This window comes from Actinoplanes sp. NPDC051470 (assembly GCF_040682035.1).
In the GTDB taxonomy this organism is placed as follows: domain Bacteria; phylum Actinomycetota; class Actinomycetes; order Mycobacteriales; family Micromonosporaceae; genus Actinoplanes.
Window position 1 is genome coordinate 68908 of sequence record NZ_JBFBAA010000028.1, and the last position, 14482, is coordinate 83389.

Genomic DNA, 14482 nt, shown 5'->3' on the forward strand with positions numbered 1-14482 from the left:
TTGCTCTGAGCGCATATAGGCACCACTGGTCGCGTGCTCACTGGTCGGCCTTACCGCTCTGCGCACCCATACGCGTCAGCGCGACCGTCCCGGCCACCGCCACCAGGGCCAGCACCGCCGCGGCGCGGATCGCGACATCGGGCCCCCAAAGCTGCCACGCCGCCCCGAACAGCACCGACGACACCAGGTAGGCCAGCGCCTGCCCGGTCTGCACCAGCGCCAGCCCCGTGGTCCGCACCCGCTCGGGCATGATCGCCCCCGCGAGCGCCATCAACACCCCATCGGTGGCCGCGTAGAACAGCCCGTACCCGGCCAGCACCACCCCGAGCCGCACCCAGCCGCCGCCGGACCCCGCCAGCAGCAGATAAATCACGGCCAGCGCGAGATACCCACCGACCACCACGCGGAGCCGTCCGACCCGGTCCGCGAGCCGGCCCAGCGGCGCCGCCAGCAGCAGATAGGCGAGGCTGGTCCCGACGGCCAGCAGCGGGAACCAGCGCACCGACAGGTCGCTGCCGCGCTGGAGCAGCAGGTAGACGAACCCGTCCCCGATCGTGGCCAGCCCGAGCAGGCCGGCGGCCACCAGCAACCGGCGTACCCGCGGCTCCCGCAGCAACCGCGCGGCCTCGGCGAGCTTGACCGACCGGGCGGGCACGACGGCCTGGTGCTCGCGGACGAACAGCACGAGCACGACCACGCCGAACACCGCCACGCAGAAGCTCGTGACGAACACCGCGTCGTACGACGTTCCGCCCGCCGCGAACAGCACCCCGAGCGCCACCAGCGGTCCGAGGAACGCCCCGGCACTGTCCATCATCCGGTGCACGCCGAAGGCCCGCCCGAGCTGCGAGGGCGGCACCGACAGGCTGATCAACGCGTCGCGGGGCGCCGTACGCAATCCTTTGCCCAGCCGATCGGCCGCGATCACCACGCCCAGCGCGCCCACCGACCGGCCCGCCACCAGCAGACCGAGCTTCATGACGGCCGACAGCCCGTAGCCGAACCCGGCGACCAGTTTGCGCGCCCGCACCCGGTCGGCGACGAACCCGCCGGCCAGCCGCAGCACCGCGGTCGCGCCGGTGTGGACGCCGTCCAGCACCCCGAACGCCAGCGGGCTCAGATGCAGGCCGACCACGAGGTAGACGGGCAGGATCGCGGTGATCATCTCGCTGGAGACGTCGGTGATCAGGCTGACCGTTCCCAGCGCGAGAACGTTGCCGCCGACGACCGCCCCCTTGCCGACGGGCGACCGGGACACGGTGGACAGGTACACAACTGCCATCGTCGGTGGTGGATCCGTTGCCGCACAACGGAACTCACGAATTGTTCACTCAGTGGCCGTGCGACCGTCCATCGACTTGCGTAAATTGCTGAGACATGCGAGCCCGCCGCGCCGTTCTTGCCCTCCTGCTGGCCGCGACCGCGTTCACGGTCACGGCCGCGTCGCCCGCCTCCGCCGCCACCTCGACCTTCAGTGCTGTCGCCGACACGTACGTGCAGAACGACACGGCCGGCGCCAACTACGGCACCTCGGCCCAGGTGGTCGTGGACAACTCGCCGGTCCGGCGCACGTTCCTGCGGTTCACCGTGAGCGGAGTCAGCGGCACGATCACCTCGGCCCGGCTGCGGCTGCACACGATCAGCGGCAACAGCGGCAGCCCGAGCGGCGGCACCTGGTCGGCGACGTCGAACACCGCCTGGTCGGAGACCGGCACCACGTGGGCCAACCAGCCGGCCATCGACGGCGGCGCGCTCGGCTCGATCGGTTCGGTCGGCGCGAGCGGCTGGTACGAGGTCGACGTCACCCCGGCGATCACCGGCAACGGCACGTTCGGCTTCGCCGGTACGTCGTCGAACTCGGACGGCGCCTACTTCGACACCCGGGAGAGCGGCGCCACCGGCCCCCAGCTGGTCGTCACCACCGGCGCCACCGAACCGTCGGCCGACCCGGTCCTGGTCGGCGCGGGCGACATCGCCGACTCGGGCTCCGGCGACAGCGCGACCGCCACCCTCCTCGACGGCATCGACGGCACGGTCTTCACCACCGGCGACAACGTGTACGAGAACGGCACGGCGTCCGAGTTCTCGAGCTACTACGCGCCGACCTGGGGACGGCACCTGTCCCGCACCTACCCGTCGCCGGGCAACCACGACTACAACACCTCCGGCGCGACCGGCTACTACACGTACTTCGGCGCCCGGGCCGGCCCGAGCGGTCGCGGCTACTACTCGTACGACCTGGGCAACTGGCACATCGTCGCGCTGAACTCCAACATCAGCATGACCGCCACCTCGGCACAGACCCAGTGGCTGCGCTCCGACCTGGCCGCCAGCACCAAACCGTGCACCCTGGCGTACTGGCACCACCCGCTCTTCACCAGCGGCGCCAACCACGCCCCATCCACCTCGACGCGCCCGCTCTACCAGGCCCTCTACGACAACAACGCCGACGTCGCCATCTGGGGCCACAACCACCAGTACGAACGCTTCGCCCCCACGAACCCGTCCGGCGCCGTCGACACCACCCGTGGCCTCCGCACCTGGGTAGCCGGCATGGGCGGCGCCGGCCACTACTCCTTCGGCACGATCCAACCCCACAGCGAGGCCCGCAACAGCTCCACCTACGGCGTCCTCCAACTCACCCTGCACAGCACGTCCTACGACTGGCAGTTCATCCCGGTGGCCGGCCAGACCTATACCGACTCCGGCACCGGCGCCTGCCACTGACCTTCAAGATCAAGATCGTGAGGTCGTAGCCGGGTGGGTGGTGCGGACCGCAGCTCCCGCCGAGGGTCGGCTCGCTCCGCTACGCCTCCACGCCCGTGCCCACTCACCCTCCCGCGCGATCCCACCGACTCCCGCCCCACCTAAGCCTCGTGAGGCACCGCGCTTCATCAGCTGTCGCTGACCCGGGTCTCCGCCCGCCCGGTCGCGTCCGGCCCGGTCGACCGTCTCCGCCGCCGGGCTCCCACCAGGTCCGCGAGATCGTGCACATGCGGGGCAACAACGCCCCGGAACGGTCCAGATCGGTGGTCGGTCCGGCCTGCCCGCCTTGACCCCCTGCACGCGGCGCCGGCTGCAGGGCACCCGCCCTTCCGCGCCCCGACCAAAGCTGATCTTGCGAAATCGCACGCGCGCGCCACCGCCACCCCCACCCCTATGGGTGGGCGGAGAATGTAGCGCGCGAATGTGACGTTCTCTGGCGTTGTCCACAGGCGGCCGCCCCGCCGGGCCGGAAGGCGACGGCGCTCCGCCGCTCAGAACGAGCTCGGTCAGACCGCCGGCAGCGGTGTCCCGCCGGGCGCAGTTCGATCGCGAAAGCGCCCCGAACGGCAGTTATGCCGGTCCCAGGCCGCGGATGATGGGTGCTTGCTCACGCTGAGGCGCCGAGGGAACCGGCGTAGGTTGGGTGGTGAGCTGAGCTGACGATGTGAGGGAGTTCGGGGTGAGCACACAGCAGGCCGGTGCCGCGGGCACGACCGATGTCGGCGGTGACCTCACGGTCAACCGTCTCGGTTTCGGGGCGATGCGGATCACCGGTGACGGCATCTGGGGTGAGCCGAAGAACCGGGACGACGCCAAGGCGGTGCTTCGCCGGGTGGTCGAGCTCGGGGTCAACTTCATCGACACCGCCGACTCGTACGGGCCGGATGTGAGCGAAGAGCTGATCGCGGAGGCGCTTTACCCGTACCCGGAAGATCTGGTCATTGCGACCAAGGGCGGGCTGACGCGCACCGGGCCGGGGCAGTGGCCGGTCAACGGGCGGCCGGAGCACCTGCGCCAGGCGGCCGAGGGCAGCCTGCGGAAGCTGCGGCTGGAGCAGATTCCGCTGTACCAGTTCCACCGGCCCGACCCGAGCGTGCCGATCGAGGACTCGCTGGGCGCGATCATCGAGCTGAAGAACGAGGGCAAGATCCGGCACATCGGTGTCTCGAACTTCGACGAGCAGCAGTTGCGGCTCGCGCAGTCGCTGACCCCGATCGTGTCGATCCAGAACCGTTACAACATCGACGACCGGCATTCGGAGTCCTTGGTCGATCTGTGTGAGCAGGAGCGGATCACGTTCCTGCCGTGGGCCCCGATCCAGGACCACCAGGGCAATGCGACCGTGCAGCGGCTGGCGCAGGAACACGGCGCGACCCCGCACCAGATCGTGCTGGCCTGGCTGCTGGCCCGGTCCCCGGCGATCCTGCCGATCCCGGGCACCGGCTCGGTGGGCCACCTGGAGGAGAACGTGGCGGCGGCGAGCATCAAGCTGGCTCAGGCCGACGTCGCGGAGATCACGGGCGCGCTCTGACCTTCCGGTACGGCGCCGACCATCCGTACGGCGCGGGGGCGGTCGGGTACGCGTACTCATCCGAGGGGATGTGGCGTGACCTGACCGGCCTCACGTACGGGCCGAACTACTACTCCGACTATCTGACCCCGGGCTGGAGCGTCCTGCGTTCGGCCGGCCCGCACAAGCCGAACAAGCCGTCGCTGGTCCGGCTGGCCGCCGCCCCGGACGCCCGCTACACGGCCCGGGACAAGAACGGACATCTGCTGGCCGGCGGGAAGTTCGCGTTCCACGAGCACGACGGGCGTGGGGCCGGGGGCGAGCAGACGCAGCGGCCGTTCCACCAGTTCTGGTTCGACGACAACTGGCTGGCCCGGCACATGGCGCGGGCATACGGCTGCCCCGAACCCGATGGCCTGGACGATGACGGCGGCCACGTCCGGTGGCGGGTGTTGTCCGGCGACCTGAACTGGACGCCGCACGACCGGGTCCGCCCGCCGATCCGCTCCGACCAGCCCGACCGGCTGATGCTGGACGGCCTCTACTACCTGGCCGCCGGCCACCACGAGCGGGCGCTCAAGAAGCTCGGCAAGATCCGCGCGACCGTCAATCCGGCCACCCGGCTCTACGACTATCCGGCGCTGCGCGAGAACTACCACGTCGGGCTGGTCAAGATCCTGGTCGAGCAGCTGCTGACCGTGGTGGACCGGCCGGAGCTGATCCTGCACTCGGTGTCCTTGCGCGACCTGATCATCCGCCGGCAGCAGCGCGAGACCGGCACCGGGCGGCTGCTCGGCTGGACGTCGTCGGTGGAGCCGGGCGGGACGCTGATGAACATCGAGTCGCTCGCTGTGAACGCGCTCGCGCTGGGTGCGGGCAGCCTGGCCACGTTCGAACCGGACCAGACCCCCACGCTGCCGCCCGGCGCGTACACGGTCGAGTTCGTGATGCGCTCCGAGGGTGAGGCCGCCGCCCGGGTGGACATCGTCGACCCGCGGTCGGGCGCGGCGCTGGGGGAGCGGGGGGTGTCACTCGACGACCGTTTCCAGCGGGTGGCGGTGCCGATCAGCACGGCCGGCGGGACTGTCGCGTTCCGCTGGAACGCGGGCCGCCGGCCGGTCGAGGTGGCCGAGATCAGGGTCCGCTGATCTTCCGTTCCACCACGGTGTCCGGCGTGACCGACGTCGCGGCCTGGGTGGTCGCCGAGGCCCCGTCCTTGGTGGCCAGCGGCGGGCGTGCCCCCGAACTGCGCAGCGCCACCAGCTTGGACAGCGTGTCGAACCAGAACGGCGCCCCCAGCATCAGCAGCAGCGCGGTGATCAGCCAGCCGCCGATGTGCGGCCACAGCCAGGCGGCGCTGCTCCAGTCGGTGACGTTTGTCCACCCGATCGGCAGCCCGAGCGCCCCCAGCTCCTGAACCGAGCGCACGTTCTCCTCGAGAGAAGTGCCCGTGGACCCGGCGGCGGCCTGCTGCGCCGCGTTCAGGGTCGCCTCGCGCAGCACCGGCGCCTGCCACAGCGCCTGCGTCACGTGGATGGTGGACACGTTGCCCAGCACGGCGATCCCGAGTCCGACCACCAGCAGCACCCCGGTGCTCCACCGCTTGTACGCCTCACCCAGCCGGCTCATCGTCTCGTCGAACCAGCTCTCCAGCCCGGCCTTGACCTCGACCACCCGGGCGCCCGACTCGGCGACGAGCGCCTCGACGCGTTTGTCCAGCCCACGCAGCCCGGTCGGCGCCGACAACGCGCCCAGCTCGGTGATCGCGTCGGCGAACGAGCGCGCCGACAGGTAGGCCGGCCGGGCCCGCTCGGTCAGGAACCAGGCCCCGTGCCCGGCCGCCGCCCGCGCCGAGCTGTAGATCGCCGTGTCCTTGAACAGCTCCAGCGCCCGCTGCTGGTCGGCGATCGCGTTGCGCGGGTCGCCGAGCATCTGCCCGATGGTCGCCTCCAGGTCTTTGGCACGCTTGCCCATCAGCCGCGACAGCCCTTCGACCAGGGCCGACGCCAACGAGGACAGAACGAAGAACAACAGCGCCAGACCGACCGCGGTCTCCAGCGCCTGAGAGCCGAACATCCGGTTCCTCCCCAGGGTCGCGGTACAGGATGCCATCAAAGATTCAAGAGCTTGAGGTCGCACCTGAGTGGGTGGTGCTGACCGTCGCTCCCGCCGAGGGTCGCTGCGCTCCACGTGTGGAAATGGCGACCCTGCGGCGCTGCGCGCCGGAGCGCCGGGTAACAGCGGCATGACGGTTGCTGTGGCGCCCGGGTTAGGGGCGGCTCCGTAGAACCATCGGCATGACAGCCACCATCGAAGTCGACGGACTGCGCAAGCGGTTCGGCCCGGCGATCGCCCTGGACGGGATGACGTTCGCCGTACGGCCCGGTCACGTCACGGGTTTCGTCGGGCCGAACGGCGCCGGCAAGTCGACCACCCTGCGGATGATCGTCGGGCTGGACCGGCCCGACGCCGGGACCGCCACCATCGGCGGGCGTCGCTATGCCCAGCTGACCAGGCCGATGCGGCACGCCGGGGCGCTGCTCGACCCGCACGCGCTGCACCCCGCCCGATCCGGGCGCAACCATCTGAGGTGGCTGGCCGCCTCGCAGGACCTGCCGGTCGGCCGGGTCGACGAGGTGCTGGCCCTGACCGGGCTCGCCGACGTCGGCCGGCGTGCGGCCGGTGGCTACTCGCTGGGGATGCGGCAGCGGCTCGGGGTGGCGGCCGCGCTGCTCGGCGACCCGCCGGTGCTGCTGCTCGACGAGCCGTTCAACGGACTCGACCCGACCGGGATCGTGTGGATGCGCGGGCTGCTGCGCGACCTGGCCGCCGAGGGGCGTGCGGTGCTGGTCTCCAGCCACCTGATGAGCGAGCTGCAGGACGTGGCCGGACACGTGGTGGTGGTCGGCCGGGGCCGTGTGATCGTCTCCGCCGCTACCGACCAACTAGTTGGTAAGTATTCGTCGCTGGAGACGGCCTACCTGTCGCTGACCGACGGCGTGGGCGGTATCCGATGATGCTCCGCGCCGAATGGATCAAGCTTCGGACCGTGCCGGGCTGGCTCGCCGGTCTGGTGGTGGCGGCGCTGCTCGTCGTGGCGCTCGGCTGCCTGTTCGCGAGCGGAACCAGCATGTCCTGCATGGCCGGCAATCGTGAGGTCGCCTGTCCGCCGCCGCCGACCAACGCGGCGGGTCTGGGGGTCGACGACAAGTTCGCGTTCACGAACCAGGCGCTCGACGGCAACGGCTCGATCACCGCGAAGGTGGGCGCCCTGACCAGCACGATCACCTATCCGCCGCCGAACCACAACCAGATCGTGCCGGGGATCCTGCCGTGGTCGAAGGCCGGCCTCATCGTCAAGAACGGGACCGGGCCGGGCGCCGACTACGCCGCCGTCCTGCTCACCGGCGCTCACGGCGTACGCATGCAGTCGGCCTTCACCCACGACCAGGCCGCACCGGGCTTCGCCTCGGCCAAGGAGGCCTGGCTCCGCCTCAGCCGGTCCGGCGACAACATCACCGGCTATGTCTCGGCCGACGGCACGACCTGGCAGAAGATCGACACGGTACGCCTCGACGGGCTGCCCGCCGCGGTGCGGATCGGCTTGTTCGTCACGTCGCCGGGCGGCCTCACGGTCGACGAGAAGCCGCAGGGCGGGCACGCCGTGGCGGTCCGGTTCACCCAGTCGACCGCCGAGTTCTCCCAGGTCAGCCCCGCGTCCGGCTGGAACGACACGCTCGTCGGCTATGGCGACTACCGCACCGGCTGGGAGCAGACCCACCCGCCCGGGCACACCGAGTCCGGCGGGGTGATCACCGTGTCCGGGTCCGGTGACATCGCCCCGCTGACCGACGGCGTGGCGGTGGAACGCATCCTGACCGGCGTGTTCCTCGGCCTGCTGCCGCTCATCGTGGTGGCGGTGCTGTGGGGTACGGCCGAGTTCCGGCACCGGATGATCGCCACCACGCTGGTCGCGATGCCGCACCCTGCGCGGGTGGCCGGGGTGAAGGCCCTGGTGGCCTGGCTGGCGTCGCTGATCGCGGGACTGGTGGCGGTCGGGGTGACCCTGCCCGTGACGACCCGGATCCTGCACGCGAACGGCGTGATCCTCCTGCCCGTGCCGTGGCCGACCACCGTGCGCGTCGCCGTGGGGACGGCGCTGTTGCTGTCGCTGGCCGGCGTCTTCGCGTACGGGATGGGCATTCTGCTCCGGCGGGCCGTGCCCGCGGTCGTGGCGGTGACCGCCCTCCTGGTCGCGCCGCCGATCCTGGCCGTTACCTCGGTCCTGCCGCCTGACCTGGGCGCCTGGTTGCTCCGGTTGACCCCGGCGGCGGCCTTCGCGATCCAGCAGAGCATCCCCGCCTACCCGCAACTGTCCCTTCCCCAGACGACCTTCGACGGCTACTACCCGCTGTCCCCCTGGGCCGGCCTGGCCGTCCTGGCGCTGTACGCGGTGGCCGCGGTGGCCGCCGGAACGCGGCGGCTCCGGCGGGAGGCCTCGTGACGGCCGCGCTGCGCGGCGAGTGGGTGAAGTTGCGCACCGCCCCGGCCGGCCTGGCCGTGACGCTGCTCCTCGCGGCCGGGCTCACCGCGGTCGGCGCGGCGCTCGGCGGCGGCGACGCGATCGACCCGGTTCAGCTCCGGCTCCTGGGCGTCCGGCTCGGGCAGGCGGCGGTGGCGGCCGCAGGCGTGCAGCTGATCGCGGGGGAGTACGGCACCGGCCTGATCCGGATGAGCCTGCTCGCCGTCCCGCGCCGCACACACCTGCTGGCGGCCAAGGCCACCCTGCTCACCGCCGGGGTGCTCCCGGTGGCCGTGCTCGGCGTCGGCATCGCCGTGCTCACCCTCCCGCCGAGCGGCCCGCTGCTCCGGGCGGCCGCCGAGTCGATCCTCTACCTGATCCTGATCGGGCTGCTCGGCCTGGGCGTGGGCGCGGCCGTGCGCAGCTCCGCGGCGGCCGTCGGCATCGTCCTGGCCCTGCTCTACCTGATGCCGATCCTGCTCCAGATGATTCCCGACCCGGACTGGCAGCGCGCCCTCTACCGGCTGACCCCGGCGACCGCCGTCCAGGTCATCGCCACCACGGTCGACGCCGCCGCCCTGCCGATCGGGCCATGGCCGGCGCTCGGCGTGGTGGCCGCCTGGACCGTGTTCGCGCTGGCTATCGGCGTTTTCACCCTCCACCGCCGGTCCGCGATCCGGTAGAAAGAATTTCTTGCCGGAGCTGTCGATAACGCCGAACCCGTTCGTCGACACGGTGGAAGTGGCCGATCGGCGGCCGTCCGACGTGAGGAGTCATCATGCGTTACCTGTTGCTGATCTACGGCGAGGAATCCACCGCCGCGCCCGACCCGGCCGAGGCCGAGCAGGTGATGAACGAGTACTGGGCGTACAGCAACGCGATCAACCAGGCCGGGGCCAGCCCGGGCGGCGAGGCGCTGCAGGACAGCAAGACGGCCACCACCGTGCGGCTCAAGGACGGCGAGCGGGTGGTCACCGACGGGCCGTTCGCCGAGACCCGGGAGGTGCTCGGCGGCTACTACCTGCTCGACGTGCCCGACCTCGACGCGGCGATCGACTGGGCGGCGAAATGCCCGGGCGCGAAGTACGGGTCGGTCGAAGTTCGGCCGATCATGGAGTTCTCCTGAGGTAGGGAGTCACCGATGGGTACGGCGGCCGACTCGGTCGAGGCGGTCTTCCGCGAGGAGTGGGGGCGCCTGCTGGCCACGCTCGTCCGTACCCTCGGTGACCTGGACCTGGCCGAGGAGGTCGCCGCGGACGCCGTCGCCACGGCGCTGCAGCGGTGGCCCCGCGACGGTGTGCCCGACCGCCCGGCGGCGTGGCTGTTGACCACGGCCCGCCACCGTGCGGTCGACCTGCTGCGGCGGGACAAGGTGCTGGCCGCGAAGCTGGCCCTGTTGCAGGTGGAGGTGGACCGGTACGAGCCGCCGGCGCCGGAGCCCGATCCGGGCTGGGGTGATCCGGAGGACGAGCCGGACGAGCGGCTCCGCCTCTTCTTCGCCTGCTGCCACCCGTCGCTGACGCTCGAGGCGCAGGCCGCGCTGACGCTGAACTGCCTCGGTGGCCTCGCCACGCCGGAGGTCGCCCGCGCGTTCCTCACCCCGAACGCCACGATGGCCCAGCGGCTGGTGCGCGCCAAGCGCAAGATCCGTGAGGCGCGGATCCCGTTCCGTGTGCCCCGGGCCCACGAGCTGCCGATGCGGCTGCCGGCGGTGCTCCGGGTGATCTATCTGATCTTCACCGAGGGGTACGCCGCGACCGGCGGTGCCGCGCTGATGCGCCCCGAGCTGGCCGACGAGGCGGTGCGGCTGGCCCGGATCCTGCATCGCCTGATTCCCCGGCAGCGGGAGACGGCCGGCCTGCTCGCCCTGATGCTGCTCATCGACGCCCGTCGCGAGGCGCGGGTGGACATCCGCGGCGACCTGGTGCTGCTCGACGACCAGGACCGCGCCCGGTGGGACGCCGGCAAGATCGAGGAGGGGCGCCGGCTCGTGGTCGGCGCGCTGACCGGCGGCCGGCCCGGTCCGTACGCGCTGCAGGCCGCCATCGCCGCGGTGCACGACGAGGCGGCGACCGTCGCGACCACCGACTGGCCCCAGATCGTCGCCCTGTACGACGTCCTCCGGACGGTGGCGCCCTCGCCGCTGGTCGAGCTCAACCGGGCGGTGGCGGTCGCCATGGTCGACGGTCCGGCGGCCGGGCTCGCGCTGATGGACGCCTTGGCGGCGGACCGGCGGCTGGCCGGCTATCACCTGCTGCCCGCCGCCCGCGGCGACCTGCTGCGCCGGCTGGGCCGCACGGCGGAGGCGGCCGACGCCTACCGGCAGGCGCTGGAACTCGCCGGCAACGAGCCGGAACGGGCGTTCCTGAGACGCCGCCTGGGCGAGATCAGCTGACCCGGACGTTCTGGAAGGCCGCGCTGCCGGCGTACGTGTTCAGGCCGAAGCGCCCGGTGGCGTACGCGTCGTCGGTCGCGTCGATCACCTGGCGGCCGTTGAGGAGCACGCGGAAGCGGGCGCCGGTCGCGGTGACGGTCAGGTGGTACCAGCGGCCGGGGACGATCGGCGTCGGGTAGACGGCCACGTCGCGGCCGGGGCGCCATAGCTTGACCAGGCCGTTCACGTCGATGTTGGCGGTGTAGCGGTCGCGGAACGTGATGCCGCCGGCCGTGCCGTTGACCGTGCGCAGGTCGGCCTCGTAGGTGAAGTCCGTTCCGGTCCGGGCGCTGTAGTAGAACGAGTCGCCGTCGCCACGGCCCTGCACGTAGGCCGGGCCGGTGGTCCAGGCGCCGCCGGAGGGCTGCCACGGGCCGTCCAGGTTGGTGCGGAAGCCGGGCGCGTTGAGCTGCACGTTGTCGATGACCGCGGCGCCGGCGAAGACGTTCGCGCCGGCTTTGCCCGACGTGTACGCCGTGTCGGTCGCGTCGATGACCGGGGTGGTGCCGTGGTCCAGGTAGACGCGGAAGCGGGCGTCCTCGGCCCGGACCTTCAGGTGGTACGGGCGGTCCCGGGTGATGGTGGCCGGGGCGGTGGCGATCACCCGCCCCGGGCGCCACAGCTTGACCACGCCGCCGGCGTCGATGGTCGCCGTGTAGCGGTCACGGAAGGTCAGGCCGGCGGCGGCCGCCGAACGCAGGGTCAGGTCGGCCTCGTACGTGCCGTCGCCGGACGGCGCCGCGGCCAGGTAGTAGCCGTCGCCGGAGGCGGTGCCCTGCTTGCCGTCGGCCACGTCGGTCCAGGTGCCGCCGTCGGCCGCCCACGGGCCGGGCAGGGTGCTGTCCAGGGTCGGCTCGCCGCGGCCCCACGCGGACGACAGCTTGTCGAAGCGCAGGGACACCAGGCGTACGTCGCCGCCCTCGGCGTAGGCGCTCACCCCGGCCGCCGGGTTGAAGTCGGTGACCACGTCGCTGACCGACACCGGCCCGCCGAACACCTCGAGCTGGCCGCGGTCGACCAGGGCCCGGATCGTGACGCGGCCGCCCGCCGGAACCGGGAGGGGAGCGCCGTAGAGCGTCTGGGCCGCGCGGTCGTAGGCGACGTCCCGGCCACTCAGCCGCAGGCCGAACCGCGTGGCCGTGGCGCCGGTGGTGTCGAAGGTCGCGCTGACCTCGTAGGCGTCCCCACCCGGGGTGGTGTACGGCTGGGCCGGGGTGAGCAGACGGTCGCTCACCGAGGTCGTCCCGTACCGGAGGCCGGCGATCTCCGCGACCGGCGTACGCGTCAAGGTGGTGCCCTGCAGCCGCAGCTCGGCCGGGAACGTCAGGTTGCCGCTCCAGACGCTGCCCCGGGAGGCCGGCTGCCAGACCATCTGGACCGTGCGGCCCTGCGGGTCGCCGGTGAACGTCTGCCCGGCGTAGAACGTGCCGCCGGCGTCGTTGCGGCCGTAGTCCATGCGCTGCACGCCGGTGCGCGGGCGGAACGTGGTGCCGTCGAAGTCGCCGGTGACGTACTCGCCACTGGCGTCGGTCAGGACCCAGGTCGGCCGGGCCGGGTCGCCGTCGATCGGCAGCGGGAACATGTCGGGGCACTCGAAGAACCAGCCGGCCGCGTAGCGGCTGCGCCACGTCCAGGTGAGCAGGTCGGTCGAGGTGAAGAAGTCGGCGCCGTTGCCGCCGCCGTCCGACCACATGACCATCACCCAGCGTCGCGAGGCGGCGTGCCAGAAGACCTTCGGGTCGCGGCTCGTCCCGTTCGGCACGGCGACCTTCCGGCCTCCGGCGTACGTCTGGAAGGTCTTCGCCCCGTCCAGGCTGTAGTGGATGATCGCCCCGTTGGTGCCGGAGAACACCAGGATCGGATCGTCGTCGCCACTCTTGAGCCCGGTGACGTTGGCGTGGTCGACGACGCCGTTGCCCGACCACAGGTCGCCCGGGTGCACCCCCGGCTCCAGGGCGATCGGCTTCTGCGTCCAGTGCACCAGGTCGGGGCTGGTGGCGTGCCCCCAGTGCATGGTGTCCCAGGCCAGCCCGTGCGGGTTGTGCTGGTAGAAGAGGTGGTACTGCCCGCGGTACCAGAACGAGCCGTTGGGGTCGTTCATCCACCCGCCGCGCGAGCTGAAGTGGAACTGCCCGCGCAGTGGTTCGTCATAGGCCGTCTGGGCGTACGGGAACTCCGGATGGTCACCGGGTGTCCCGGCCCGGGCGGGCGTCGGAGCGGCCATCACGACCGCCAGAACGAGCACACCGGACACCAGCAACCGTGACAGCCTACCCATCGCTGGAGTATAGGCGTCCATCGATGGACTTGACCCTCGAGCTCAACCCGAGCTCGACCCTCGACCTCAGGTTGAGGTTGAGCCGGAAAACGCAAGGTCGAAGGCCTGCCCTTCAGGCGTCAAGGGCCTTCGCGATCGTGGTCCGGGTGCCGTCGTCGGCGGGGACCAGGATGCGCAAGCGGAGCCAGGGGGCGTGGGCGGGGCGGGTCTGCGCCGACAACAGGTGCAGCGGGCCCAGGTCGCGGTGGACGATGTGCTTGGCCGACGGCTCCATCGCCTGGACGTCGTGGTCCGCCCACCAGTCGCGGAACCGGGGGCTCTCCGCCGACAGTTCGTCGACCAGGGAGACGTACGCCGGGTCGCCGGGGTGCTGGGCGAACTCCGTACGGAAATCGAGGATGTTCGCCCTGGCCGTGTTCTCCCAGCCGGGGCGGTCCCAGCCGTCGCCGGCGAAGAGCCACCGCAACAGGTGGGGCCGCGGCTGGAGGACCAGGTCGGCCATGATCAGCTCGGCCGCCGCGTTGTGCGCGAGGACGTCGAAACGTGGCCCGAGAACGAACGCGATGTGCGGCAGCAGCCCGTGCACCAGCGCCGCGGTCTCGGCGTCGACCGACGTGTCCTCGGCCGGCCCCGGCTGGGCCACCCCGGCCAGCAGGAACAGGTGGGCGCGTTCGGACGGCGACAGCTCCAGGGCCCGGGCCAGCGCCAGCAGGACCTGCGCGGACGGGCTGACGTCGCGGCCCTGCTCCAGCCAGGTGTACCAGGAAAGGCCGACGCCGGAACGCTGAGCGACCTCTTCCCGGCGCAGTCCGGGGGTACGCCGCCGGCCGCCGCCCGGGGTCAGCCCGACGTCTTCCGGCCGCAGCGCCGCCCGTCGCGTACGCAGGAAGTCGGCCAGCTCGGACCGCCGCGCGGAGGGTGGTGGTGAGAGTCCCACGATCAACCATCCTCTCCCGTACGCCGGGAAAGCGC

Annotated in this window: 12 protein-coding genes; 8 read left to right on the forward strand and 4 right to left on the reverse strand. The window is 71.9% G+C overall.

Features of this window, described 5'->3' with window-relative positions; all coding sequences use genetic code 11:
- Nucleotides 1–37: 37 nt before the first annotated feature.
- Nucleotides 38–1282: an MFS transporter gene (locus AB0M54_RS36310; RefSeq protein ID WP_364476364.1), complete on the reverse strand. Its 1245-nt coding sequence runs from the start codon at nt 1280–1282 to the stop codon at nt 38–40.
- 95 nt (nt 1283–1377) lie between these two features.
- Between AB0M54_RS36310 and AB0M54_RS36315 the strand changes: the two genes are divergently transcribed.
- The 3 genes from AB0M54_RS36315 to AB0M54_RS36325 all read left to right on the forward strand — a co-directional run bounded on the left by AB0M54_RS36315 (nt 1378) and on the right by AB0M54_RS36325 (nt 5424).
- The gene (locus AB0M54_RS36315) at nt 1378–2727 is read left to right on the forward strand and encodes a DNRLRE domain-containing protein (RefSeq protein ID WP_364476366.1); all 1350 of its coding nucleotides are present in this window, start codon (nt 1378–1380) and stop codon (nt 2725–2727) included.
- A 718-nt stretch (nt 2728–3445) separates the two neighbouring features.
- Nucleotides 3446–4297, forward strand: a complete 852-nt coding sequence (locus AB0M54_RS36320; protein ID WP_364476368.1) for an aldo/keto reductase — start codon at nt 3446–3448, stop codon at nt 4295–4297.
- Between the two features lie 68 nt (nt 4298–4365).
- Nucleotides 4366–5424 carry a hypothetical protein gene (locus AB0M54_RS36325; protein ID WP_364476370.1) on the forward strand — a complete coding sequence of 353 codons (1059 nt, stop codon included), beginning with the start codon at nt 4366–4368 and terminating at the stop codon, nt 5422–5424.
- On the opposite strand, the gene AB0M54_RS36330 is transcribed toward AB0M54_RS36325, so the two are convergent.
- Nucleotides 5411–6352 carry a hypothetical protein gene (locus AB0M54_RS36330; RefSeq protein ID WP_364476372.1) on the reverse strand — a complete coding sequence of 314 codons (942 nt, stop codon included), beginning with the start codon at nt 6350–6352 and terminating at the stop codon, nt 5411–5413. The two genes, AB0M54_RS36325 and AB0M54_RS36330, sit on opposite strands and share 14 nt — an antisense overlap.
- 221 nt (nt 6353–6573) lie before the next feature.
- On the opposite strand from AB0M54_RS36330, the gene AB0M54_RS36335 reads away from it, so the two are divergent.
- The 5 genes from AB0M54_RS36335 (at nt 6574) to AB0M54_RS36355 (ending at nt 11193) form a co-directional block, all read left to right on the forward strand.
- On the forward strand, nt 6574–7293 hold the full coding sequence (locus tag AB0M54_RS36335) for an ATP-binding cassette domain-containing protein (RefSeq protein WP_364321392.1): 720 nt from the start codon (nt 6574–6576) through the stop codon (nt 7291–7293).
- A 32-nt stretch (nt 7294–7325) separates the two neighbouring features.
- Nucleotides 7326–8780 carry a hypothetical protein gene (locus tag AB0M54_RS36340; protein WP_364476374.1) on the forward strand — a complete coding sequence of 485 codons (1455 nt, stop codon included), beginning with the start codon at nt 7326–7328 and terminating at the stop codon, nt 8778–8780.
- Nucleotides 8777–9481: an ABC transporter permease gene (locus AB0M54_RS36345; protein WP_364476376.1), complete on the forward strand. Its 705-nt coding sequence runs from the start codon at nt 8777–8779 to the stop codon at nt 9479–9481. Before AB0M54_RS36340 ends, AB0M54_RS36345 begins: the two co-directional genes overlap by 4 nt.
- Before the next feature lie 95 nt (nt 9482–9576).
- The gene (locus AB0M54_RS36350; RefSeq protein ID WP_364321384.1) at nt 9577–9924 is read left to right on the forward strand and encodes a YciI family protein; all 348 of its coding nucleotides are present in this window, start codon (nt 9577–9579) and stop codon (nt 9922–9924) included.
- Nucleotides 9925–9939: 15 nt separating this feature from the next.
- Nucleotides 9940–11193, forward strand: coding sequence for an RNA polymerase sigma factor (locus AB0M54_RS36355; protein WP_364321381.1), 1254 nt, complete (start codon nt 9940–9942; stop codon nt 11191–11193).
- Here AB0M54_RS36355 and AB0M54_RS36360 read toward each other — a convergent pair.
- Together AB0M54_RS36360 and AB0M54_RS36365 are read right to left on the reverse strand one after the other, a co-directional pair.
- Nucleotides 11186–13510, reverse strand: coding sequence for a family 16 glycoside hydrolase (locus AB0M54_RS36360; protein WP_364476378.1), 2325 nt, complete (start codon nt 13508–13510; stop codon nt 11186–11188). The genes AB0M54_RS36355 and AB0M54_RS36360 overlap by 8 nt on opposite strands.
- Before the next feature lie 112 nt (nt 13511–13622).
- Nucleotides 13623–14447 (reverse strand): helix-turn-helix transcriptional regulator, encoded by an 825-nt coding sequence (locus tag AB0M54_RS36365; protein WP_364321375.1) that lies wholly within the window; start codon nt 14445–14447, stop codon nt 13623–13625.
- Between the last annotated feature and the right edge of the window lie 35 nt (nt 14448–14482).

What these genes read in the sequence shown, in the direction of transcription:
- AB0M54_RS36310 (WP_364476364.1), bottom strand. Translation starts at nt 1,282, where the DNA reads ATGGCAGTTGTGTACCTGTCCACCGTGTCCCGGTCGCCCGTCGGCAAG.
- AB0M54_RS36315 (WP_364476366.1), top strand. Translation starts at nt 1,378, where the DNA reads ATGCGAGCCCGCCGCGCCGTTCTTGCCCTCCTGCTGGCCGCGACCGCG.
- AB0M54_RS36325 (WP_364476370.1), top strand. Translation starts at nt 4,366, where the DNA reads ATGTGGCGTGACCTGACCGGCCTCACGTACGGGCCGAACTACTACTCC.
- AB0M54_RS36330 (WP_364476372.1), bottom strand. Translation starts at nt 6,352, where the DNA reads ATGTTCGGCTCTCAGGCGCTGGAGACCGCGGTCGGTCTGGCGCTGTTG.
- AB0M54_RS36335 (WP_364321392.1), top strand. Translation starts at nt 6,574, where the DNA reads ATGACAGCCACCATCGAAGTCGACGGACTGCGCAAGCGGTTCGGCCCG.
- AB0M54_RS36350 (WP_364321384.1), top strand. Translation starts at nt 9,577, where the DNA reads ATGCGTTACCTGTTGCTGATCTACGGCGAGGAATCCACCGCCGCGCCC.
- AB0M54_RS36355 (WP_364321381.1), top strand. Translation starts at nt 9,940, where the DNA reads ATGGGTACGGCGGCCGACTCGGTCGAGGCGGTCTTCCGCGAGGAGTGG.
- AB0M54_RS36360 (WP_364476378.1), bottom strand. Translation starts at nt 13,510, where the DNA reads ATGGGTAGGCTGTCACGGTTGCTGGTGTCCGGTGTGCTCGTTCTGGCG.